Source organism: Enterobacter sp. 118C5, assembly GCF_034107645.1.
GTDB lineage: Bacteria > Pseudomonadota > Gammaproteobacteria > Enterobacterales > Enterobacteriaceae > Enterobacter > Enterobacter nematophilus.
On the sequence record NZ_JAWNEU010000001.1, the window covers coordinates 322,943 to 346,864 of the forward strand.

Here is a 23,922-nt window from a genome sequence, read left to right on the forward strand (position 1 = left end):
GTATCTGCCATTTACTGATAAAGGCGTAAGGCTGACTGAAAGGCAGTTTGGCGTTATCATCTACATCGTTTTGAGTTTTATCGCGCCTGAGCGTCGTTGTTCGCTCAGTCGTTACTGGGGTAAGTCATGAGGTCCTTAGCCGATTTCGAATTTAATAAAGTGCCGCTTTGCGATGGCATGATCCTGATTTCGGAGATGATACGCGACGATTTTACGTCGCAGTACGTCTACGATGAGCTGGAGAATCTGGTCAGCCTGGCGCGTGAAGAGATCAATCAGGCGCGCCCGCAGGACTGGCAATTAGAGAAGCTTCTGGAGCTTTTCTACGGCGAATGGGGTTTCTGCGACACGCGTGGCGTGTATCGCCTGTCTGACGCATTATGGCTGGACCAGGTCTTAAAAAATCGTCAGGGCAGCGCCGTTGCGCTGGGCTCTATTTTGCTGTGGGTTGCGCACCGCCTGGATATTCCGCTGGTGCCGGTCATTTTCCCGACGCAGATGATCCTGCGCGCGGAGTGGCTGGACGGTGAGATGTGGCTCATTAATCCTTTTAACGGCGACACGCTGGATGAGCATACGCTGGACGTCTGGCTGAAGGGCAACATCAGCCCGGTGGCTGAGCTCTTTAACGAAGATCTCGATGAAGCCGACAATGCCGAAGTCATTCGCAAGCTGCTGGATACGCTGAAGTCAGCGCTGATGGAAGAGCGTCAGATGGAGCTGGCCCTGCGTGCCAGTGAAGTGCTGCTGCAGTTTAATCCGGAAGATCCGTACGAAATACGCGACCGCGGGCTTATCTATGCCCAGCTCGACTGCGAGCACGTGGCGCTGAACGATCTGAGCTATTTCGTCGAGCAGTGCCCGGAAGATCCGATTAGCGAAATGATTCGAGCGCAGATCAACGCGATCTCGCACAAACAAATTACACTGCATTAATCTTAATTCCGATTCACACCTGAATAAGGCGATCCTATGAAACAAAAAGTGGTTAGCATTGGTGATATCAAGGTAGCAAACGACCTGCCGTTCGTGCTGTTTGGCGGTATGAACGTGCTGGAATCCCGCGATCTCGCCATGCGTATCTGCGAGCACTACGTGACCGTGACCCAGAAGCTGGGCATTCCGTACGTGTTTAAAGCCTCTTTTGACAAAGCCAACCGCTCCTCCATTAACTCTTACCGCGGCCCGGGTCTGGAAGAGGGGATGAAAATTTTCCAGGAGCTGAAGCAGACGTTTGGCGTAAAAGTGATCACCGACGTGCATGAGTCCTGGCAGGCGCAGCCTGTGGCAGACGTGGTAGACGTGATTCAGCTCCCGGCGTTCCTGGCGCGCCAGACCGACCTGGTTGCCGCGATGGCGAAAACCGGTGCCGTAATCAACGTGAAAAAACCGCAGTTCGTGAGCCCAGGCCAGATGGGTAACATCGTTGATAAGTTTATCGAAGGCGGTAACGACAAGATCATTCTGTGCGACCGTGGCGCTAACTTCGGTTACGACAACCTGGTTGTGGACATGCTGGGCTTCAGCGTGATGAAGAACGTTTCTAACCAGTCTCCGGTGATCTTCGACGTGACCCACGCGCTGCAGTGCCGTGACCCGTTTGGTGCAGCCTCTGGCGGCCGTCGTGCTCAGGTGACCGAGCTGGCGCGTGCCGGTATGGCGACCGGCCTGGCTGGTCTGTTCATTGAAGCGCACCCGGATCCGGCTAACGCGAAGTGCGATGGTCCTTCCGCGCTGCCGCTGGATAAGCTGGAGCCGTTCCTGAAGCAGATCAAAGCGATTGACGATCTGGTGAAGAGCTTCGACGAGCTGGATACCAGCAACTAATAAAAAAAACCGCTTCGGCGGGTTTTTTTATATTTACTCCCTCTCCCTGTGGGAGAGGGTTAGGGTGATGGCATCAGGCCGCACCGGATCAATCTCACTCAAAGATCGTCATCAAATACGCTACAAACAGTGCCATATGCGCCGCGCCGTTCAGCACGTTAGTGCGGCCGGTTGAGAATGAAATCTGGCACAGCAGCAGCGAGGCCACCATCACAATCATCTCCGGCGCGCCCAGCGCAAACTGCAGATCGTTACCCGTCATAAAGGCAATCAGCGTCACCACCGGCACGGTGAGTGAAATGGTCGCCAGCACCGAGCCGAAGAACAGGTTCATTGCGCGCTGCACCTGATTGTTCAGCACCGCCTTCAGCGCGCCCAGCCCCTCAGGGGACAGGATCAGCAGCGCCACCAGGAAACCGGTAAAGGCCACCGGGGCGTTCAGCTCGGTTAACAGCGTCTCCAGCGGGTTGGCGTTCATCTTGGTGACCGCGATAACCGCAATCAGATGCACGATCAGCCAAACCGTGTGCCACGCGCTGCTGTGGGCCGACGGTTTACCGTGGTGCGGGTCATCGTCGTCGCTGTCATCTTCATGTTCGTAAACAAACAGGCTCTGGTGCGTTTTGGTCTGAATGAGCAGGAACACGCCGTACATGGCCGCGGAAATCAGCGCGACCAGCAGCGCCTGGCCGGTGGAGAAGTTTGCACCCGGCAGCGCCATCGGGAAGACCAGTACGATAATAGCCAGCGGGAAGAGGGCGATCAGATACTGTTTAATGCCGAAAAGATTCATGTACTGGGTCGCGAATTTGCGTCCGCCCAGTAACAGAGAGAAGCCCACCAGGCCACCCGTCACAATCATAATGATGGAGTAGAGCGTATCGCGCATCAGCGTCGGGGCGGCATCACCGGTCGCCATCAGCGCGGAAATCAGGCTGACTTCGAGAATAACGACGGAAAGGCTGAGAATTAACGAGCCATATGGCTCGCCCAGGCGGTGGGCTAATACGTCCGCATGGCGAACGACGCTAAACGCGCTGGTTAAAATGCCCACCAGAGCAAGAATATTGATACCAACCACCACTGGCAGTGACTGACTGCTTCCCCAGAAGAGCAGCACAGCCAGTGCCAGAACCGGGAAAATGAGAGACGTCTCCTTGTGGCGGGTCTTTACCGCCTCGTGTGTTGCTGTCATGTGCTTCTCCATCAATGCAGGTGCTTGTAATTATAGATAGATTTTGAGGGCATTAAATTAACAGAAATCTATTAAATACCCTTTATTTTTTACTTAATTTTACCCTTTGCAGTGGTTTTCATGTTTAATGCTTATAATAAGATGTCTTATTTAAATATTTGTTAAATAACAATGAATTATGAATTTCATTCGTTCATTATTTTCTGCCGGCTGGCACACCGGCGTTTCGTCGTCCACACTTAACTCTTTAGGCAAAAGAGAGGTTAGTGATGCCATATAAAACGAAACGCGAATTACCCGATAACGTGAAAAACGTCCTGCCCGAACACGCGCAGGATATCTACAAAGAAGCGTTTAACAGCGCCTGGGATCAGTACAAAGATAAAGACGATCGGCGGGATGATGCCAGCCGGGAAGAGACGGCGCACAAGGTCGCCTGGGCCGCAGTAAAACATGACTATGAGAAAGGAGACGATGATAAATGGCATAAAAAGAAATAGCCGTGAAATTATTCGCTGCCTTCATTTTGACTTTTCAGGCGGTTGAACTTCCGTTGTATTGCAACTGGTCCGCTAATTGCTTATCGTAATTTGACTGCTGGCAAAATGACCAGCAACAGAATGCCGGGAAGGCGAATTACAGATGTCGCAAGGAAGCATGCAGTGGCGGAGGTGTAAAGTGTTAACGCGTGATTTCTTAATGAAGGCAGATTGTAAGACGGCATTTGGTGCTATTGAGGAATCGCTTCTCTGGTCAGCTGAACAACGTGCGGCGTCGCTCGCTGCCACGCTTGCCTGCCGCCCGGATGATGGCCCGGTATGGATTTTTGGCTACGGTTCACTGATGTGGAACCCGGCCCTTGAGTTTGTTGAATCGGCAACCGGCACGCTGCCTGGATGGCACCGCGCTTTTTGCCTGCGCCTGACGGCCGGACGCGGCAGCGCCTGTCAGCCAGGGCGCATGCTTGCACTGAAAGAGGGCGGACGCACCACGGGCGTCGCGTATCGCCTTCCGGATGCCACGCTCGAAGAGGAGCTGACGCTGCTCTGGAAGCGCGAGATGATCACCGGCTGCTATATGCCGAGCTGGTGCAAGCTGGAGCTTGACGACGGACGCACCGTTAACGCGCTGGTGTTTATTATGGATCCTCGTCATCCGCTGTATGAAGCGGACACCCGCACGCAGGTGATTGCCCCGTTAATCGCCTCCGCCAGCGGGCCGCTGGGCACCAACGCGCAGTATCTCTTCTCCCTCGATCAGGAGCTGACCCGCCTCGGCATGCAGGACGATTGTCTGAATGAGCTGGTGGTAAAGGTGAAGGCGCTGCTGGAAGGGAACCCGCTCAACGGTACGCTGCGACCGGGTTTTGCCTGAGAATACGCCCGGCGAGCCGGGCGTTTAAATTACGCTGCCACGTAACTGACCGAATGCTCCAGCGACTGGCTGTGGCTGTCGATCAGCACATCCCACGTGCCGGTATACGGCACGGTTAGCCAGGCCTTGTCATCCTGCACGGTCAGAATATCCTCCTGGGATTGCTTCTGTGCTTTCGCGCTCATCAGATGAATACGACAGCGCTCTGAGCAACGCACCACTACCGTATCCCCGCCAAACAGTTTCAAACTTGTTTTCACCAGTGCCATTTTTTTACCCCGTCGATTTTGCCCATCCCGAGCGTGATATTGTTCACAAAATACTCATTGCATAACACCAAAGCGGGGAGCGAGGGATGCTGATTTTGATCAAAAAATGGCATAACGTTTAAACAAAAATGACAAAATTCCTGAAACCTTTCAGCTGACGCGCGTTTACCCTGTTTAACGCGCGCCTGAAGAAAATTAAATGCGGAAATGGCCGGCGGTTTCAGCAAGGTCGCCCGCCTGGCTTTGCAGTGCGCTGGCGGCCGCGGCGGACTGCACCACCAGTTCGGCGTTCTGCTGCACCATTCTGTCGAGATGGGTCACCGCATGGTTGATCTCATGAATGCCTTTCATCTGCTCGCTGGTGGCAATCGAGATTTCGCGCATGATGCCGGAGACGCTGCCGATGCTGGAGCGGATCTCATCCATGCTTTCCCCGGCCAGATGCACGTAGCGCGAGCCGGTGGCCACGCTGTCGGTGGTGGAGTCGATAAGCGATTTGATCTCTTTCGCCGCCTGGGCGCTGCGGCTGGCGAGGTTCCGCACTTCACCGGCGACCACGGCGAACCCGCGGCCCTGCTCACCGGCACGCGCCGCCTCGACGGAGGCGTTCAGCGCCAGGATGTTGGTCTGGAAGGCGATGCCGTCGATCACGCTGGTGATATCGCCAATCTTAGCGGACGCCACTTCGATGGACTGCATGGTGCTGATGGCCTGCGAGACCACTTCGCCGCCGCGCGCTGCGGCCGCAGAAGCCTTGCTGGCCTGGTCGTTGGCTTCTGCTGCCGATTCATTCGACTGGGTGACGGAGGCGGTGATCTCCTCCACGGCGCTGGCGGTTTCGCGAAGGCTGGACGCCGCCTGCTCGGTACGGCCTGAAAGATCCTGGTTACCTGCCGCAATCTCCTGCGCGGCGTTTTTCACCGAGGCGCTGGCGTCGCGGAGTTGAACCATCACCACCGAGAGCTTATCGCTGAAGGCGTTAAACGCCTGCGCAATTTGCGCCACTTCATCATCGCCGCTGTCCGGCAGGCGCTGGGACAGATCGTTGGTGCCGTTGGCAATGTTGTGCATTGCGTCGCGAATGTCGGACAGGCGCTTCAGCAACCGGGCAATCAGGACGTGAACAATGGCGCCGCTCAGGAGTGCGAGGATCACCAGGGAAATCGCCGACGCTTTCAGCAGGGAACGCATGCCGGAGGTGGCATCGCTGCTGTCGAGGGCGACGACCAGGAGCCAGTTCGTGCCCGGCACGGCTGAGGCGATAAAGGTTTTTTCCTCGTCATTCAGCGTTCCATCGACCGGGTTAACGCTCTTCAGCGCCGCAAGGTCGATGCCTTTGATCGTCTCGGCAAACGGCTTCAGCGTCAGTGCCGGCTCGTTGGCGGCAATCACCGTGCCGTCGCTGTTCAGGAGCAACCCGCTGCTGGCAGGCGTAGGGTGGATCCCGCGCACGTTCGCCACCACGCTATCCATGGCGACATCGCCCGCCACCACCGCTTTCAGAGCGCCATTCTCCTTCACCGGCACGGCAAAGGTTACCACCAGCTTCCCGGTCCCGGCATCAACGTAGGGTGCCGTTACAACCGGGCCGTCCGTGCTCACCACCTGCTGATACCAGGGACGAACGGTTGGGTCATAATCCGCCGGGACGCCTGTCGGGTCGGAGAATTTCGCCGTCTTGCTGGCGTAGCCCACGTAAACGTTGGTGAAGCCTCCCGCCAGGGCAAGCTGCTTAAACACCGGAACCGGATCGTCAGCCAGCGCGATGCTCTGCGCGGAGGCAATCACCGTCATTTTGCTTTTGACCCAGTCGGCAATCGCCATGTTGTGGCTGGCGCTGGTGCTGGTCAGAATATCGCGCTGGGACTGCTGGTTATCCTGGCGCGTGACCTGGAAGTTAATTACGGTATTGAGAAGAAGGGCGACGACGAGGCAGCCTGTCGTCGCGGCGATAATGCGTGCGCGAATGGATCTGAACATAAGTGAAATACCTGCTGTGTTGTTTCCATGCCTATCGGCAACCCCGCAGGTAAACTTGATGCTGAAACCGCGTCCATAAGAAAATAATATTTTTACGGGTTTATTATTAAAAAGTTAATACTTTATCCGCGGCCAGCGTCCATTCGGCGAGTTCAACCAGCGTACCGATTTCAACGCCATCGATCAGCGGCAGTCCGGTAATGCCGCGCCCGTCGGTGCAGGTCTTACAGAGTTTTACCGGCACGTTCTGCGCGGTCAGGATCTCAAGCATCTGCTGGATGTTGTAGCCTTCCGCCGGTTTTTGACCCTTCAGCCCGGCGGTCACGGCATCGGACATTAAAAATATCCTCAGTGCCAGGTCGCTCTCTTTTTCGCGTAGCGCGATTGCCAGACGCAGGCTGTTGAAAAGGGATTCGCTGCCGTAGGCCGCACCGTTGGCGACGATCACAATCTTCTGCATGTTGACTCCTGTTCTTATAAAGGCACGAATATTGCTTAATTCCACGGAGTTTCGCTGTCCGGGAGAGTAAGCATGACATTAAAGGCCGGCATTTCGCCAGGTGCAACCGAATGGCTCCAGCGCGCAAGGCGGATGCGCCGGGAGCAGTTCAGCAGGCTGGCGCAGCTGAACGTGCTGGTGCACGGCATTAGCCAGCTGGTGCACATGCTCCAGTGCGAGCGCGGTGCATCCAACGTCTGGCTCTGCTCACAGGGTAAGCTCTATGCGCCTGAATGCAAAGCCAGCCGGGCGCTGGTGGACGAAAACCTTGCTGCACTGAACGACGTTCTTGAAAAACAGTCCGTCTTTCCGGGAAGCGCCGTTTGCGAACGTATCGGCAATGCGCTTCTCACGCTGGAGACGCTTCCCGCACTGCGCGACGGTGTAAATCGGCAAACGCTGACGGCGCCGCAGGCAATGGAGCACTACTCCCGCATGCTGCGCCACCTGCTCAGTATCGTACCGCAGCTTAATGACAGCATTGACGACCCGCAAATCGCGGGCCGTTTCGTCGCACTTTATAGCCTGATGCAGGGGAAAGAGCTGGCGGGACAAGAGCGGGCCCTGGGGGCGATTGGCTTCACGCAGGGCTTTTTCGATGATGTCACCCGCCAGCGGCTGGTTGACCGCATTGACGGGCAGCAGGCCTGCTTTGAGATCTTTCTCTCCCACAGCCAGGCCGACGTGCAGACTACGTTTTCGCTTAACTGTCAGCCCGATCGCGAGACGGAGCAACTCCGGCGCGTGGCCTGTACCCGCCAGCCTGCCGCAGACAATGGCCATACCGCGCTCGCCTGGTTTGCGCTGCAAACGGCGCGGCTGGAGCATCTGCGCGCGCTGGAGGAGACGATCATCGCCGATCTGATGGTCGCGGTGGATGAGCGTATTCAGCGCGAAGAGGCGTACCCGCTTCCTGGGGATGAACAGGACGATCCGCTGGCGCACTACCCGGATAAACCGCTGCTGACCCTGGTTCGCAAGCAGGCGCGTGAGATAGAGCAGCTTTCCCGCCAGCTCGCGTCGCTGCGCGATACGCTTGAGGAGCGCAAAACTATTGATAAAGCCAAAAGCGTGCTAATGACCCACCAGAACATGAGTGAAGAACAGGCCTGGACGACGCTGCGCAAAATGGCAATGGACAAGAACCAGCGCATGGTCGATATCGCCCGCGCGCTGCTTACGGTGAAAAGCGTGTGGCAGGTAACACCAAAGGAGTAGCTGCACAATCAGCGGGCATTTTATGCCTGATTGAGGTGCGTGAATGCGGGTAAAACCCGGTTTTCGGCCCTGAAAGAGGGTCTTCAAACCTGGCACCGGCTTTGCATTATTCAATTAACCATTTTTGACGGTGCGCCAACGGCGGTGCATCAGTCTTCGGGATAAAGGCGTCCAGCGGTGCTTCGGCACGGCGGGCGCTTTTTTTTGGCTTTTTTTCGGGAGCGGTTATGGCGGATTTGTCGAGACGGCGATTTTTGCAGGCCAGCATGCTGGCGAGTGGCGCAGCGCTGTTACCGGGTGTTATGCAGGCTGCCTGGGCGGCTGGCTCAGATAAACCGGAACAGGAGACGGTGCGCGTCGGGTTTATCCCGCTGACCGACTGCGCGCCGGTGGTTATCGCAGCGTTAAAAGGCTTTGATAAAAAATACGGTATCACCCTCGTTCCCACCAAAGAGGCGAGCTGGGCGGCGGTGCGCGACAAGCTGGTGGCGGGAGAACTGGACGCCGCACACATTCTTTACGGTCTGCTGTACGGGCTGGAGCTGGGCATCGCCGGCAAGCCGCAGCAGATGGCGAACCTGATGACGCTCAATCAGAACGGCCAGGCCATCACGCTTTCAAGCGATCTGGCGGAGAAGGGCGTTCGCGACCTCGACGGGTTGAAAACGCTGATTGGGCAGCAGGCGCCGGGAACCTACACCTTCGCGCACACCTTCCCGACCGGGACGCACGCCATGTGGCTCTACTACTGGCTGGCCAGCGCGGGCATTAACCCCTTTGACGACGTGCGCACGGTGGTGGTGCCGCCGCCGCAGATGGTGATGAACATGCGCATTGGCAACATGGTGGGCTTCTGCGTCGGCGAGCCCTGGAACGCGCGGGCGATTAACGACCGTATCGGCTTTACCGCCGCCACGTCACAGTCCATCTGGGCCGACCATCCGGAAAAAATCCTCGGCACGCGCCGCGACTGGGTGGAGAAAAACCCGCACACCGCCCGGGCGCTGGTGAGCGCGGTGCTGGAGGCCGCGCGCTGGATCGAGGCGTCTCCGGAAAACAAACGCGAAACCGCGCAGATCCTCTCCCGCCGGGCGTGGCTCAACTGCAAGGAACAGTATCTCACCGGGCGCATGCTCGGCGAGTACGACAACGGCCTGGGCCAGCGCTGGCAGGACGCGCACCCGATCCGCTTCTTCAACGAGGGAGTCGTAAGCTACCCGTATCTTTCCGACGGCATGTGGTTCTTAACCCAGTTCCGCCGCTGGGGCTTGCTCAAAGCCGCGCCGGACTATGCGGGCATCGCGCAGCGCATTAACCAGACCGCGGTCTGGCAGGATGCCGCCACCGCCGTCGGCGGCATGTCCACGCCGTCATCGCCGTACCGCAGCAGCACGCTGATGGACGGCACCGTCTGGAACGGCACCGATCCGGAAGGGTACGCCAGCCGTTTCGCCATTCACCGTAAAGGGGCCTGATTATGCCGCATCTGCAAAACACAAAACCACAAGAGACGCCAGAAAGCGGGGAAGTGATTGTCCTGCCTCCGGTACAGGTTCGCCGCCGCACGCCCGCCTTTGCGCGCCGGATGAACGATTTTTTCCAGCGCGTTATCCCGGCGCTGCTCGGCCTTGGGCTGCTGGTGGTGCTCTGGCAGCTGGCGGCGATAAACAGCAAAGGCTTCCCGACGCCGCTCAGCACGCTCGATTCCGCCATTACCCTGTTTGCCGATCCGTTTTATCGCGACGGGCCTAACGATATGGGCATTGGCTGGAACGTGCTTGCGTCACTGCAGCGCGTTGCCATCGGCTTTGGCCTGGCGGCGCTGGCGGGTATTCCGCTGGGCTTTTTGATTGGCCGCTTCACCTTTTTCGCGCGCATGTTTAACCCGCTGATTGCGCTTTTGCGCCCGGTCAGCCCGCTGGCCTGGCTGCCCATCGGCCTGCTGCTGTTCCAGAAGGCGGAGCCCGCGTCGAGCTGGACCATTTTTATCTGCTCCATCTGGCCGATGGTCATCAACACCGCCGAAGGCGTGCGCCGCATTCCGCAGGACTACCTCAACGTCGCCCGCGTATTGCAGCTTTCCGAGTGGACCATCATGCGCCGCATTCTCTTCCCGGCGGTGCTGCCCGCTGTGCTGACCGGGGTACGCCTCTCCATCGGCATCGCCTGGCTGGTGATTGTCGCCGCCGAGATGCTCACCGGGGGGCTGGGCATCGGCTTCTGGATCTGGAACGAGTGGAACAACCTCAACGTCGAAAACATTCTCATCGCCATCGTCATCATCGGCGTGGTCGGGCTGCTGCTGGAGCAGGGGCTGATGCTGATCGCCCGTCGCTTTAGCTGGCAGGAAAAATAAGGAGCGAACATGAAACCATTAATTCAGGTCCAGGCCGTGAGCCAGCGTTTTTCCACTGCCAGCGGCGAGTTTCTGGCGCTGCAAAACGTCTCTTTTGATATCCACGAGGGCGAAACCGTGAGCCTTATCGGCCACTCCGGCTGCGGCAAATCGACGCTGCTTAACCTCATCGCCGGCATTACGCTGCCGACGGAAGGCGGGCTGATTTGCGATAACCGCGAAATCGCCGGGCCGGGGCCCGAGCGCGCGGTGGTGTTCCAGAACCATTCGCTGCTGCCGTGGCTCACCTGCTTCGACAACGTGGCCCTGGCGGTGGATCAGGTGTTCCGTCACACCATGAACAAGGCCGAGCGCAAAGAGTGGATTGAGCACAACCTCGACCGCGTGCAGATGGGCCACGCGCTGCACAAGCGTCCGGGGGAGATCTCCGGCGGCATGAAGCAGCGCGTCGGCATTGCCCGCGCGCTGGCGATGAAGCCGAAAGTGCTGCTGATGGATGAACCGTTCGGCGCGCTGGATGCGCTGACGCGCGCCCATCTTCAGGACTCGGTGATGCAGATCCAGCAAGCGCTGAACACCACCATCGTGCTCATTACCCACGACGTGGACGAGGCGGTGCTGCTTTCCGATCGCGTGTTGATGATGACCAACGGCCCGGCGGCCACCGTCGGGGAGATCCTCCGCGTTGACCTGCCGCGCCCGCGCAACCGGGTGCAGCTGGCGGACGATAGCCGCTATCACCACATGCGCCAGCAGATCCTCCATTTCCTCTATGAAAAACAGCCGAAAGCGGCGTAACGAGGGGGCGTTGATGCGACTGGTCATTATCGGGAACGGCATGGCGGCAACCCGGCTGATTGCTTCGCTCACCGGGCGTGCTTCCGGTCGGTTCGCTATCACCGTTATCGGTGACGAGCCGGAGCATGCCTATAACCGCATCCAGCTTTCGCCGGTGCTGGGTGGCGAAAAAACGGCTGCGGACATCTGCCTTCAGGATGAAGACTGGTACCAGGAGCGCGGCGTGACGGTGCTCCGTGGCGAAAGGGCGATTGCCGTGGACGTGGACGCGCGGGAAGTGCAGACCACCGCCCGCACGCTGGGCTGGGATGCGCTGGTATTTGCCACCGGGTCAACGCCGTTTGTGCCGCCGATCCCCGGCGGCGATGCGCCGCACGTGTTCACGTTTCGCACCCTGGAGGATACCCGCGCCATTCAGGCCATCACTGGTCCGGCGGTGGTGCTGGGGGGCGGCGTGCTCGGCGTAGAGACGGCGGCAGCGCTGGCGCGTTCAGGTGACAACGTCACGCTCGTTCACCGCGGCCCGTGGCTGATGGAGCAGCAGCTGGACCAGCAGGCGGGCGTGGTGCTGGAAGAGGCGCTGGCGGCGCGGGGCGTTAGCTGTGAACTGGCCTCCGGCATCGCGGCGATTAACGGGGATAGCGTGACGCTGCTCAGCGGACGCCGCGTCGCCGCCGCGCGCGTGGTGCTGGCGACCGGCGTGCAGCCCAACGTCGCGCTGGCGCAGGCCAGCGGCATTCGCTGCGCGCGCGGCATCGTGGTGGATAGCCAGATGCGGACCTCTGCACCGGACGTCTACGCCATTGGCGAGTGCTGCGAAATTGACGGCCAGACCTTTGGCCTGGTCGCCCCCTGTATGGCGCAGGCGGATATCCTCGCCGCGCGGCTGGCGGGCGACACCGCCGCGCCGTTTGCCCTGACCGACAACGGCGTGCGCCTCAAGGTGACCGGCGTGGAGCTATTCAGCCTCGGGCGCGCGGCGGAGCAGGAGGGCGATGCGGTCTGGAGTTCATGGGATCCGCTAACCCGTCACTATCGTCGGTTATTGATCCATCAGGGGGCGCTGGCTGGCGCGCTGCTGATGGGCGACTGCCGCAGCGCGGCAACATTTACCGATTTACTGGCAACGGCTGCGCCCGCACGCGCGGACTGGCTGTTCGATCGTTTCACTACGCAACCGCAGGTTGCAGGACAGAACGCTATGACAAAACCTACTCTGGTGGTGGTTGGACACGGTATGGTCGGCCATCATTTTCTCGAAGACTGCGTTAACCGCAATCTGCATCAGCAGTATCAGATCGTCGTCTTTGGCGAGGAGCGCTATGCCGCCTATGACCGCGTGCATTTGTCGGAATATTTTGGCGGCCGCAGCGCGGCGTCGCTCTCGCTGGTGGAGGGGGAATTCTTTGCCGATAACGGCATTGAGATTCGCCTCTCGCAGCAGATCGTCGCTATCGATCGCGACGCGCGCGTGGTGCGTACCGCCAGCGGGCATGAAACCCACTGGGACAAGCTGGTGCTGGCGACCGGCTCGTACCCGTTCGTGCCGCCGGTACCGGGCAACGATCTGCCGGGCTGCTTTGTCTACCGCACCCTTGACGATCTGGACAGCATAGCGGCCCACGCGGCGGGCTCGCGACGCGGCGTGGTGATTGGCGGCGGCCTGCTCGGGCTGGAGGCGGCGAACGCTCTGAAGCAGCTCGGGCTGGAAACCCACGTGGTGGAGTTTGCGCCCAATCTGATGGCGGTGCAGCTTGATAATGACGGCGCGACGATGCTGCGCAGGAAAATTGAGGCGCTGGGCGTTGGCGTTCACACCAGTAAAGCCACCACGGAAATTGCTGCTACGTACGACGGGCTGGTGCTGCGCTTCGCCGACGGTGAACAGCTGGAAACGGACATGGTGGTCTTCTCTGCGGGCATTCGTCCGCAGGATGCGCTGGCGCGCAGCGGCGGGCTGGCTGTCGGCGAGCGCGGCGGGATCTGCATTGACGACGGCTGCCGGACCTCCGATCCGAACGTGCTCGCCATCGGTGAATGCGCCCTGTGGGAGGGGAAAATCTTTGGCCTGGTGGCGCCGGGCTACCAGATGGCGCGCGTGGCCGCCGCCGCGCTCGCGGGGGAAGAGAAAACCTTCACCGGGGCAGATATGAGCACCAAGCTCAAGCTGCTCGGCGTGGACGTGGCCTCGTTTGGCGATGCTCACGGTCGCACGCCGGGGGCGCTAAGCTACCAGTGGACGCACGGTCCACAGCAAATCTACAAGAAAATCGTGGTCAGCCATGACGGCAAAACGCTGCTCGGCGGCGTGCTGGTGGGTGACGCCAGCGAATACGCCACGCTGTTGCAGATGATGCTTAACGGCATCAGCCTGCCGAAAGAGCCGGAAACGCTGATACTACCCGCGTTGTCAGGCAGCGCGCCGAAAGCGCTGGGCGTGGCGGCGCTGCCGGAAAGCGCGCAGATCTGCTCGTGTCATAACGTCAGCAAAGGCGATATCTGCCGGGCGGTGAGCGCGGGCGCAGCGGATATCGGCGCCGTTAAGCAGTGCACCAAAGCGGCGACCGGCTGCGGGGGCTGCAGCGCGCTGGTGAAGCAGGTGATGGAGTTCCAGCTTGCCGAGCAGGGCGTGGAGGTGAAAAAGGACATCTGCGAACACTTCCCGTACTCGCGGCAGGAGATTTACCATCTGGTGCGCGTCAACCATATCCGCACCTTTGACCAGCTCATCAGCCGCTACGGTCAGGGGCACGGGTGCGAAATCTGTAAGCCGCTGGTGGGGTCGGTGCTGGCCTCCTGCTGGAACGAGTACCTGCTGAAGCCGGCGCACCTGCCGCTGCAGGACACCAACGATCGCTACTTCGCCAACATTCAAAAGGACGGGACCTATTCCATCGTGCCGCGCATGCCCGCAGGGGAAGTGACCGCCGACGGGCTGATCGCCATCGGCCAGATTGCGAAACGCTACGGCCTGTACAGCAAAATCACCGGCGGGCAGCGTATCGACCTGTTTGGCGCCACCCTGGAACAGCTGCCGGAGATCTGGCAGGCGCTGGTGGAGGCCGGGTTTGAAACCGGGCACGCCTACGGAAAATCCCTGCGCACGGTGAAATCCTGCGTCGGGTCGACCTGGTGCCGCTACGGCGTGCAGGACTCCACCGGCCTTGCGGTCCGGCTGGAGCACCGCTACAAGGGCCTGCGCGCGCCGCACAAAATTAAAATGGCGGTTTCCGGCTGCACCCGAGAGTGCGCGGAGGCGCAGAGCAAAGACGTGGGGGTGATTGCCACGGACAAAGGCTGGAACCTCTATCTGTGCGGCAACGGCGGCATGAAGCCGCGCCATGCGGATCTTTTCGCCAGCGATCTGGATGACGAAACGCTGATCCGCACCGTCGACCGTTTCCTGATGTTCTACATCCGCACGGCGGATCGCCTGCAGCGCACCAGCACCTGGATGGACAACCTGGAGGGCGGCCTCGACTATCTGCGGGAGGTGATCTTCAACGACAGTCTCGGTATCGCCCACGAGCTGGAGCAGGAGATGGCCCGGGTAGTAGAGACGTACCAGTGCGAATGGCAAACCACGCTCAACGATCCTGACCGCCTGGCGCTGTTCCGCACCGCGGTGAACGTCGCGCCGTCGGACGAAAGCAAGCGCTGGCAGGAAATCTGCGGCATTGAGGATATCCCGGAGCAGGCGGGCATCGGCGCGAGGCTTGGCCGCAAACCGATTGCGCTGTTCCGCTTCGGAACGTCCGTTTATGCCCTGGACGACCTGGAGCCGGGCAGCCGCGCGAACGTGCTTTCGCGCGGCATTCTCGGCGATGCGGCGGGCGAACCGGTCGTTATCTCTCCGCTCTACAAGCAGCGCATTCGCCTGCGCGACGGCTGTCAGGTGGAGAACGGCGAACCCGCGGTGCGCGCCTGGCCGGTAAAAATTGAAAACGGCAAGGTGTGGGTCGGCAACGAAGAGCTGGTGATGCGCGCGGAGGCCTCATGACGGAAACCCGGACAACGTGCCCCTACTGCGGGGTCGGCTGCGGCGTGGTCGCGAGCGTGGAAGGTGGCGCGGTCAGCGTTCGGGGGGATGACACCCATCCTGCGAACTTTGGCCGCCTGTGTGTGAAAGGATCGGCCCTGGGGGAGACGACGGGCTTGCAGGGGCGATTGCTGCACCCCGTTGTCGACGGACTTGAGGTGGACTGGACGCAGGCGCTGAACGCGGCGGGCGAGCGGCTGCGGGAGGTCATTGACACATGGGGGCCGCAGGCGGTGGCGTTTTACGCCTCCGGCCAGCTGTTAACCGAGGACTACTATGCCGCCAACAAGCTGATGAAAGGGTTTATCGGCGCGGCGAATATCGATACCAACTCCCGGCTCTGCATGTCGTCGGCGGTGGTGGGCTACAAGCGCGCCTTTGGCGAAGACGTGGTGCCGTGCGGCTACGAGGATGTGGAAAACAGCGATCTGGTGGTGCTGGCTGGCTCGAACGCGGCCTGGACGCATCCGGTGCTCTATCAGCGTCTGGTGCAGGCAAAGCACAACAATCCGCAGATGAAGGTGGTGGTGATTGACCCGCGTAAAACCGCCACCTGCGATATTGCCGACCTGCATCTGGCGCTTAAACCCGGCAGCGACGCCAGCCTGTTTGTGGGGTTGCTCAATCTGATTCAGGGCGAAGATGAGTGGCCAATTGCCCGCGTGGCAGCGTTTTGCGACCTGCCATCAGAGGACATTGGTATCTTTTACGACTGGTTTGTTACCGCGCCCCGCGCGATAACGCTCTACACCATGGGGATCAACCAGTCCTCCAGCGGCAGCGACAAGTGCAGCGCCATCATCAACGTTCATCTTGCCAGCCGGAAATTTAATCGTCCGGGCTGCGGCCCGTTTTCGCTGACCGGACAGCCAAACGCCATGGGCGGCCGGGAAGTCGGCGGGCTGGCAAACCAGCTGGCGGCGCATATGAGCTTCGAGCCGGACGATCTCTCGCGGGTGGCGCGTTTCTGGGGAACGGAACGGCTGGCGCAGACGCCGGGGCTGATGGCGGTGGAGCTGTTTGACGCCATCGCCCGCGGCGAGGTGAAGGCGGTGTGGATCATGGGCACCAACCCTGCCGTGTCGCTGCCGGACAGCCACGCGGTGTGTCAGGCGCTGGCAGGCTGCCCGCTGGTGATTGTCTCTGAGGTGATGAAAGATACCGATACCAGCCGGTTTGCCCATATCCGTTTTCCGGCGCTGGGCTGGGGAGAGAAGGACGGCACGGTGACCAATTCCGAGCGGCGCATTTCGCGCCAGCGCGCGTTTCTGCCTGCGCCGGGCGAGGCGAAGCCGGACTGGTGGATCGTCTCTCAGGTTGCAAAACGGCTGGGCTACGGCGAGGCCTTTGCCTGGCAACATCCGCACGAGATTTTTTGCGAACATGCGGCGCTGACGGCGTTTGAAAATGACGGCGCGCGGGCATTGAACCTTCAGGAACTGGCAGGGCTAACCCGTGAAGCGTGGGAGACGCTTGAACCTTATCAGTGGCCGACGGGGGATTTTCCGCGCCGAAACGTTGTTCCCGTCAACCCTCTGCCGCACCGTGCTACGGTCACCGCATTATACCCGCTGATCCTTAACTCTGGCCGAATTCGCGACCAGTGGCACACCATGACCCGTACGGGGTACGTGCCCCGGCTGATGCAGCATATCGCGGAGCCGTTTGTTGAGGTTTGCGCCGCAGACGCCATTCGGTTTTCACTGTGCGACGACCAGCTGGCGCGGATCGGCTCCCCGCGCGGCGTAATGGTGGCCAGAGTGCGAATCAACGACGGAATACGGGAAGGCGAAGCGTTTGCTCCGATGCACTGGAACGCGGAGTTTGCCCGCCAGGGAAAGGTCAACGCGCTGGTGGAAGGGCGCGTCGATCCGGCTTCGGGCCAGCCGGAGAGTAAGCAAACCGCGGTCAGAATCATGCCCTGGCAGCCCGCCTGGCAGGGGGAGCTCTATGCCCGGGAATGGCCGGAAATGCCCTCTTCGGTTCACTGGTGGCGTAAAGCCTCGCGAATGACGATAGCGGGCGATAAGCCGCTGCTCTCGTGGGCCATGGACTATGCCAGCGGGCGGGGCTGGCAGCTGCAGGTTGCGCAAGCCGGGGAACGCAGCAGCGTGCTGGCCTGGCACGAAGGCCATCTGATGCTCGGCTTCTGGGAAGGCACCGCTTTGCCCGAACTGGCGCACCCGGTGATAGAAGCCGCTTTTCAGTCGCCACCCTCGACGCCCGCAGAGCGCCATGCGCTGCTGAACGGGCAGGGCGTGGGGAAGGTTACAGATCCGGGGCGCATCATCTGCAGCTGTTTCAGCGTTGGAGAAAACGCGATACGAGAGGCGATTGCCGGAGGCTGCGGTTCCGTTACCGCGCTGGGGGCTACGCTACGCTGCGGCACGAACTGCGGTTCGTGCGTGCCTGAGCTCAAAACAATGTTTCAGGAAATTCCGGAAAATTCCCAGTAAAGCTGCAAAGAGGGAGAAATCGCGTTAAGGTACCTGGTGTTCTTACGTAAGCACCGGGTAATTCTTACGACATTGATGACTGTTTCTCCCCCTTTCCGAACGCTGGTTTTACTCTCCCTTGTTATTGCCGGAGCCGTTCACGGTGCGCCGAATTCCTTTATCCAGCAGGCACAAAATCCCTTTGATAATAACGGGGACAATCTGCCCGATCTCGGTATGGCAGCCCCCACCGGGGAGGGGGAAAAGCATCTCGCCGAAATGGCGAAAGCCTTTGGTGAAGCCAGTATGACCGACAACGGCCTGACCACGGGCGAGCAGGCGCGGCAGTTTGCCTTTGGTCAGGTGCGCGACGCGGTGAGCGGCGAGGTGAACCAGCAGATTGAATCCTGGCTGTCGCCCTGGGGGAATGCCAGCGTCAATCTGCTGGTGGATAACGACGGGAAATTCAACGGCAGCAGCGGGAGCTGGTTTATCCCCTGGAACGACAACAACCGCTACCTGAGCTGGAGCCAGCTCGGCCTGACGCAGCAGACGGATGGCCTGGTCAGTAACGCCGGGATCGGCCAGCGCTGGGTGGCCGGAAAATGGCTGCTGGGCTACAACACCTTTTACGACAACCTGCTGGATGAGAACCTGCAGCGTGCCGGGCTGGGCGCGGAGGTGTGGGGAGAAAATCTGCGCCTGTCGGCTAACTACTATCAGCCTTTTGCCGGCTGGCGCGACAGCTCTGACGTCCAGGAGCAGCGCATGGCGCGGGGATATGACGTGACCGCCAAAGCCTGGCTGCCGTGGTTTCATCACCTGAACACCAGCGTCAGCGTCGAGCAGTATTTTGGCGACAACGTTGACCTCTTCAACAGCGGAACCGGGTATCACAACCCGGTGGCGGTTAATCTCGGGCTTAACTATACCCCCGTGCCGCTGGTGACGCTCACCGCCGCGCATAAGCAGGGCGAAAGCGGAGAGAGCCAGAACAACCTCGGGCTGAAGCTCAACTACCGCTTCGGGGTGCCGCTGGTTAAGCAGCTCTCCGCCGGGGAGGTCGCGGCCACGCGATCCCTGCGCGGTAGCCGCTATGATTCGCCGGAGCGCAACAGCCTGCCGGTGATGGAATTCCGCCAGCGTAAAACGCTCTCCGTCTGGCTGGCAACCCCGCCGTGGGATCTGAAAGGGGGCGAGACCGTTATGCTGAAGCTGCAGGTTCGCAGCACCCACGGCATTCGTCAGATCCACTGGCAGGGTGATACCCAGGCATTGAGCCTGACGTCACCGGGGAAAAGTGACAGCACCGATGGCTGGAGCGTGATTATACCCGCCTGGAATGACGCTGAAGGGGCAACAAACCGCTGGCATCTTTCGGCGGTGGTGGAAGATGCGAAGGGCCAGCGCGTCTCGTCCAATGAGATCACGCTTGCTGTGGTGCAGCCGCTGGTCGCATTACCTGACGACGACCCGCGCTGGAAGCTGCTGCCGGATGAGTAATGCTCAGAAAATGCGTTCCTGATGGACCCACACCGCGGCTTCAACGCGGGATTTTAGCTTCATTTTCTTCAGCATATGCTTCACGTGCACTTTGACCGTGCTTTCGGTGATATCCAGGCGGCGGGCGATCATTTTGTTCGGCAGGCCTTGGGCAATCAGCTTCAGAATATCGCGCTCGCGCGGCGTTAACTGGCTGACGTCGCGGTCAGACGTGGCGCGGTTCGCCCGCAGGCTGGCGGCCAGCACCGGCGTCAGGGCCTCGCTCAGCACCATCTCGCCTGCGGCCGCCTGCTGCAGCGCCTTCAGCAGGTCTTCCGGCTCCATATCCTTCAGCAGATAGCCATCCGCGCCGCGCTTCAGCGCCGTGACCACGTCCTCTTCGTGGTTGGAAACGCTAAAGACCACCACGCGGCCGGAAAGGGATTTCTCGCGCAGCTTGTCGAGGGTTTCCAGACCGTTCATGCCGGGCATGTTGAGATCGAGCAGGATCAGATCCGGATCGAGGGATTCGGCAAGCTCAATACCCTGTTCACCGTTGCTGGCCTCGCCAACTACGGTAATGTCGGGTGCCATGCTGACCAGCTGTTTTACGCCAGTACGCAGCATCGGATGGTCGTCGATCAACAGGATGGATGCCGGTTCCTGATTAGTCATGGGTTTCTCCTTGAGCAGTTGTAAGCGGTTTTTCGGGAATAAAGGTGACCACAACTTCCGTGCCACCCGTCTCTCTCCGGCGAACCTGGCAATCACCGCGCAGGCTTTGGGCGCGGTCTCGCATAATGATTAAACCATAGTGGTTAGTGCGTTCGGCATTTTCCGGCACGCCGCGACCGTTGTCGTGAACCGTCAGCCTGACCTGGTTAGCGTGCTGGCTGACGGTAACCGTAACCGCCGTCGCTTCAGCGTGTTTGAGCACGTTGCTCAGCGCTTCGCGGGCGATCTGCAGCAGATGAATCGCCTGATGGGAAGGGACAAACCGCGGCGGCAGCTGGTAATCCAGCTTCACCGGGAAGCCCAGCCGGGCGCTAAATTCCTGGCAGCTGGATTCCAGCGCCGGGCGCAGGCCCGGCTCGGTCAGCTGCAGGCGGAAGGTAGTCAGCAGCTCGCGCAGCTGTACCCAGGAGGTGTTCAGCTCGTTGCGGATCTGGCTCAGCAGCTGCTTGTTGCTTTCCGGCATCTCCGCGTCCTGCATCTGCAGGCAGCTCACCTGCATTTTCATACAGGAGAGCGACTGGGCGATAGAGTCGTGAAGCTCGCGGGCAATGGTCGCGCGCTCTTCCATGACGATCAGCTGCTGCTGTTTTTCCTGATGCCTGTCGAGCGCCAGCGTGGCTGTTAGCTGTTCAACCAGGGTGTCCACCAGCTGCTGCTGGTCGTGGCTCAAATGACGTCCGGCTGGCAGGGTGGCCAGCAGAATACCGTACTGGGTGTGGCTGTCCGTCAGCCGCCACTTCAGGGTAGTGCCGCCAGAAGCCTGCAGGGGCAGGCCGCGCGGGCACAGGTGACAGCCTTTATCATCGCAGGACATGTCTGACTGACAGGTAAACTCCTGATGATTATCTTCATCTTCCACATCGTAAACCCGCAGCTCCAGATCGTGCAGCAGGGTCAGATTTTGCAGGCCGTTCAGCACCGGCGAAAGGCGTTCACACAGCGGCACCTGCATGTGCAGCCGACGGTTGGCCTGCCACAGGAAGGAGAGGATCTCATTTTTTTGCTCCAGCCCGGCGGTTTTTTCCTGCACGCGCTGCTCCAGCACCGCGTAGCTTTCGGAGAGCTCTGCCGACATGGTGTTCAGCGCCTGGCCGAGCATGGCCATCTCGTTGCGGCCGCTGATGTGCGTGCGCTGGGTAAAATCTCTGTTCGTTACGGCGCGCGCCATCGCCAGCAGCTGTTTCCAGGGATTCAGCAGACGCGCCCGCAGCCAGATAATGGTGAAGATCAGCAGCAGGCCCATAAACAGCGCCATCGCACGGTGTACCATCACCACCCGGTCGATGCGTAATTCGGTGGTTTGGTCGAAAGAGGAGACCAGCGCGTCAATGCGGGAGACGAAACCCGCTACGTCCTGCGCAACGGTTTCGGTGCTGCGCGCCTGTTTCAGGCCGGGTTCCAGCTGGGTGTGCCAGTAGCCCTGCAGGGCTTTAAGCTGGGACTGCTGGCCGGCGCGGATGGCGGCGTTTTCCAGTTCGGGGCTGAAGGCCGTGCGCTCCATTTCATCAATTAAGGGCCGATCGTTTTGCGTCAGGGGGACCGACGCCAGCAGGCGGTAACTCTGCATGCGTAGCGAGCCTGCCTCGTTGATGGCATGTGCATTACCCTGTACCCCTTGTACCAGCCAGCCGGAAATCGCCATGCCGGTCACGCCAAGGGCGGTAGACAGCAAAACAATCAGGGCTAGCTGATTGACGAGAGTCAGCGGTGATAAACATCTTTTTAACATAGAGTTGCCGGGCTCCTGACGTGGCCTGCTTGCAGGAATGGCGCTATTCTGGTGCATACCCTGGAGTATACCCATACCAATAAAGGATTACCCCTAAATTGCCAACGGAGTATAGGTGAAGAGGCGGGGGTAGCAAGGAACCTTCAGTGCAGTGAAAAACCACGGCTTTTTTACCGAATTATTCTACTCACTTAGGGTAACCTCTTTTTTTGCGCCGCAAATCCCCGCACTTTTCCTTTGATTTATATCAACTTACCGCCGCCCTAAAACCCTAATGTTTGCAGCATCATTCGAGAATCAGAGGTGTCTATGAGTCACTCATCCGCTCCCGAAAGGGAAAATGGTGCCGTTATTACAGACTGGCGTCCAGAGGATCCGGCGTTCTGGCAACAGCGCGGCCATCGTGTAGCAAGCCGAAATCTGTGGATTTCCGTTCCGTGCCTGCTTTTAGCGTTTTGCGTATGGATGTTGTTTAGCGCGGTCGCGGTAAACCTGCCGAAAGTAGGGTTTACGTTCACGACCGATCAGCTGTTTATGCTGACCGCGCTGCCGTCGCTTTCGGGCGCGCTGCTGCGTGTGCCTTACGCGTTTATGGTCCCGGTCTTCGGCGGCCGTCGCTGGACGGCGTTCAGTACGGGCATCATGATCGTCCCTTGCGTGTGGCTCGGCTTCGCGGTGCAGGATACCTCCACGCCGTTCAGCGTGTTCGTGATCATTTCCCTGCTGTGCGGTTTCGCGGGGGCGAACTTTGCCTCCAGCATGGCGAACATCAGCTTCTTCTTCCCGAAAGCGAAGCAGGGCGGCGCGCTGGGTATTAACGGCGGTCTGGGCAACATGGGCGTGAGCGTGATGCAGCTGATTGCGCCGCTGGCGATCTCTGTTTCTATTTTTGCCGCCTTCGGTGGCGGCGGCGTCGAGCAGGCGGATGGTTCTTCCCTCTACCTGCAGAACGCGGCCTGGATTTGGGTTCCGTTCCTGGTGGTCTTCACCCTGGCCGCATGGTTCTTTATGAATGACCTGTCTGCGTCGAAGGCATCCCTGAGCGAGCAGCTGCCGGTGCTGAAGCGTGGACACCTCTGGGTAATGGCGCTGCTGTATCTGGCTACCTTCGGTTCGTTTATCGGCTTCTCAGCGGGCTTTGCCATGCTGTCGAAAACCCAGTTCCCGGACGTGCAGATCCTGCAGTTCGCCTTCTTCGGCCCGTTCATTGGCGCACTGGCGCGTTCGCTGGGCGGCATGATCTCTGACCGTCTGGGCGGTACCCGCGTGACGCTGGTGAACTTTATTGTGATGGCGGTCTTCTGCGCGCTGCTGTTCCTGACGCTGCCTTCTGACGGGCAGGGCGGTAACTTCTTTGCCTTCTTCGGCGTGTTTATGGTGCTGTTCCTGACGGCCGGGCTGGGGAGTGCTTCCACCTTCCAGATGATCTCCGTGATCTTCCGCAAGCTGACGATGGATCGCGTGAAAGCGCAGGGCGGCAGCGAAGAGCAGGCCATGCGTGAGGCGGCGACGGATACGGCTGCGGCTCTGGGCTTTATCTCTGCGATTGGCGCAATTGGCGGCTTCTTTATTCCGAAAGCGTTCGGCATCTCGCTTGACCTGACCGGCTCTCCGGCCGGCGCCATGAAAGTCTTCCTCGTCTTCTATATCGCCTGCGTTGTGATTACGTGGCTGGTATATGGCCGTAATACCAAGAAAAATAAGTAAGTATGATTATCCGTTTGCGCGGCCATCGGGCCGCGTTTTTTTTAGACTGCATAATAGTTACAACATACTGAAAGCTTTTACGGCAGTTGCCTGCGGGTAACACTGTGATCGCCATCGCTTTGCAGGCATGTCTACCCCTTAATACCTGAGATGTTAAATTTTGCTGGGGTTATTGTACGATGAATGAAAAATATGTTTATAAATCATTTATTTATTAGATTTAAAAATATACCGCTTTGGTGGTATTTGGTCTAACCCCTCCTTTTAAAGTCCCTCTTC

General features: G+C 59.6%; 18 protein-coding genes and 1 pseudogene. 13 read left to right on the top strand and 6 right to left on the bottom strand.

From position 1 onward, the window contains the following. Position 1: 1 nt before the first annotated feature. The 3 genes and pseudogenes from UTO39_RS22310 to kdsA form a co-directional block, all read left to right on the top strand. A pseudogene (locus UTO39_RS22310) lies at positions 2-97 on the top strand (siroheme synthase); the annotation flags it as partial. A 29-nt stretch (positions 98-126) separates the two neighbouring features. Then, complete coding sequence (gene sirB1, locus UTO39_RS01525) at positions 127-936, top strand: invasion regulator SirB1 (RefSeq protein ID WP_028013460.1); 810 nt, start codon at positions 127-129, stop codon at positions 934-936. Between the two features lie 36 nt (positions 937-972). Continuing rightward, positions 973-1,827 carry a 3-deoxy-8-phosphooctulonate synthase gene (gene kdsA / locus UTO39_RS01530; protein WP_028013459.1) on the top strand — a complete coding sequence of 285 codons (855 nt, stop codon included), beginning with the start codon at positions 973-975 and terminating at the stop codon, positions 1,825-1,827. A 94-nt stretch (positions 1,828-1,921) separates the two neighbouring features. On the opposite strand, the gene chaA is transcribed toward kdsA, so the two are convergent. Continuing rightward, on the bottom strand, positions 1,922-3,022 hold the full coding sequence (gene chaA, locus UTO39_RS01535) for a sodium-potassium/proton antiporter ChaA (RefSeq protein WP_320726269.1): 1,101 nt from the start codon (positions 3,020-3,022) through the stop codon (positions 1,922-1,924). A gap of 269 nt (positions 3,023-3,291) precedes the next feature. Between chaA and chaB the strand changes: the two genes are divergently transcribed. Both chaB and UTO39_RS01545 read left to right on the top strand, forming a co-directional pair. Continuing rightward, complete coding sequence (gene chaB / locus UTO39_RS01540) at positions 3,292-3,522, top strand: putative cation transport regulator ChaB (protein ID WP_014884191.1); 231 nt, start codon at positions 3,292-3,294, stop codon at positions 3,520-3,522. Between the two features lie 178 nt (positions 3,523-3,700). After that, positions 3,701-4,396, top strand: a complete 696-nt coding sequence (locus UTO39_RS01545) for a gamma-glutamylcyclotransferase (RefSeq protein ID WP_253542360.1) — start codon at positions 3,701-3,703, stop codon at positions 4,394-4,396. A 29-nt stretch (positions 4,397-4,425) separates the two neighbouring features. Here UTO39_RS01545 and UTO39_RS01550 read toward each other — a convergent pair whose 3' ends face one another. The 3 genes from UTO39_RS01550 to UTO39_RS01560 all read right to left on the bottom strand — a co-directional run bounded on the left by UTO39_RS01550 (position 4,426) and on the right by UTO39_RS01560 (position 7,105). Then, positions 4,426-4,665, bottom strand: a complete 240-nt coding sequence (locus tag UTO39_RS01550) for a hypothetical protein (protein WP_320726270.1) — start codon at positions 4,663-4,665, stop codon at positions 4,426-4,428. A gap of 195 nt (positions 4,666-4,860) precedes the next feature. Next, complete coding sequence (locus UTO39_RS01555) at positions 4,861-6,645, bottom strand: methyl-accepting chemotaxis protein (RefSeq protein WP_320726271.1); 1,785 nt, start codon at positions 6,643-6,645, stop codon at positions 4,861-4,863. Positions 6,646-6,751: 106 nt separating this feature from the next. Further along, positions 6,752-7,105 (bottom strand): DsrE/DsrF/TusD sulfur relay family protein, encoded by a 354-nt coding sequence (locus UTO39_RS01560; protein ID WP_320726272.1) that lies wholly within the window; start codon positions 7,103-7,105, stop codon positions 6,752-6,754. Between the two features lie 72 nt (positions 7,106-7,177). Between UTO39_RS01560 and nasR the strand changes: the two genes are divergently transcribed. The 7 genes from nasR to UTO39_RS01595 all read left to right on the top strand — a co-directional run bounded on the left by nasR (position 7,178) and on the right by UTO39_RS01595 (position 19,493). Continuing rightward, the gene (gene nasR / locus UTO39_RS01565; RefSeq protein ID WP_320726273.1) at positions 7,178-8,362 is read left to right on the top strand and encodes a nitrate regulatory protein NasR; all 1,185 of its coding nucleotides are present in this window, start codon (positions 7,178-7,180) and stop codon (positions 8,360-8,362) included. Positions 8,363-8,589: 227 nt separating this feature from the next. Next, entirely contained in the window at positions 8,590-9,837 is a 1,248-nt protein-coding gene (locus UTO39_RS01570; protein ID WP_320726274.1) for a CmpA/NrtA family ABC transporter substrate-binding protein, read from the top strand. 2 nt (positions 9,838-9,839) lie between these two features. Then, the gene (ntrB, locus tag UTO39_RS01575) at positions 9,840-10,718 is read left to right on the top strand and encodes a nitrate ABC transporter permease (RefSeq protein WP_320726275.1); all 879 of its coding nucleotides are present in this window, start codon (positions 9,840-9,842) and stop codon (positions 10,716-10,718) included. Between the two features lie 9 nt (positions 10,719-10,727). Continuing rightward, positions 10,728-11,516: an ABC transporter ATP-binding protein gene (locus tag UTO39_RS01580; protein ID WP_253542348.1), complete on the top strand. Its 789-nt coding sequence runs from the start codon at positions 10,728-10,730 to the stop codon at positions 11,514-11,516. A gap of 13 nt (positions 11,517-11,529) precedes the next feature. Continuing rightward, complete coding sequence (nirB, locus tag UTO39_RS01585) at positions 11,530-15,516, top strand: nitrite reductase large subunit NirB (RefSeq protein ID WP_320726276.1); 3,987 nt, start codon at positions 11,530-11,532, stop codon at positions 15,514-15,516. Beyond that, positions 15,513-18,011, top strand: coding sequence for a nitrate reductase (locus UTO39_RS01590; RefSeq protein ID WP_320726277.1), 2,499 nt, complete (start codon positions 15,513-15,515; stop codon positions 18,009-18,011). Before nirB ends, UTO39_RS01590 begins: the two co-directional genes overlap by 4 nt. A gap of 75 nt (positions 18,012-18,086) precedes the next feature. Next, positions 18,087-19,493, top strand: coding sequence for a YchO/YchP family invasin (locus tag UTO39_RS01595; protein ID WP_320726278.1), 1,407 nt, complete (start codon positions 18,087-18,089; stop codon positions 19,491-19,493). 3 nt (positions 19,494-19,496) lie between these two features. Here the strand turns inward: UTO39_RS01595 and narL are convergent, their stop codons facing one another. Both narL and narX read right to left on the bottom strand, forming a co-directional pair. Next, positions 19,497-20,147 (bottom strand): two-component system response regulator NarL, encoded by a 651-nt coding sequence (narL, locus tag UTO39_RS01600; protein WP_003856701.1) that lies wholly within the window; start codon positions 20,145-20,147, stop codon positions 19,497-19,499. Beyond that, positions 20,140-21,936, bottom strand: a complete 1,797-nt coding sequence (gene narX / locus UTO39_RS01605) for a nitrate/nitrite two-component system sensor histidine kinase NarX (RefSeq protein ID WP_320726279.1) — start codon at positions 21,934-21,936, stop codon at positions 20,140-20,142. Before narX ends, narL begins: the two co-directional genes overlap by 8 nt. Positions 21,937-22,245: 309 nt before the next feature. Between narX and UTO39_RS01610 the strand changes: the two genes are divergently transcribed. After that, entirely contained in the window at positions 22,246-23,643 is a 1,398-nt protein-coding gene (locus tag UTO39_RS01610) for a NarK family nitrate/nitrite MFS transporter (RefSeq protein ID WP_047364940.1), read from the top strand. Positions 23,644-23,922: the final 279 nt, after the last annotated feature.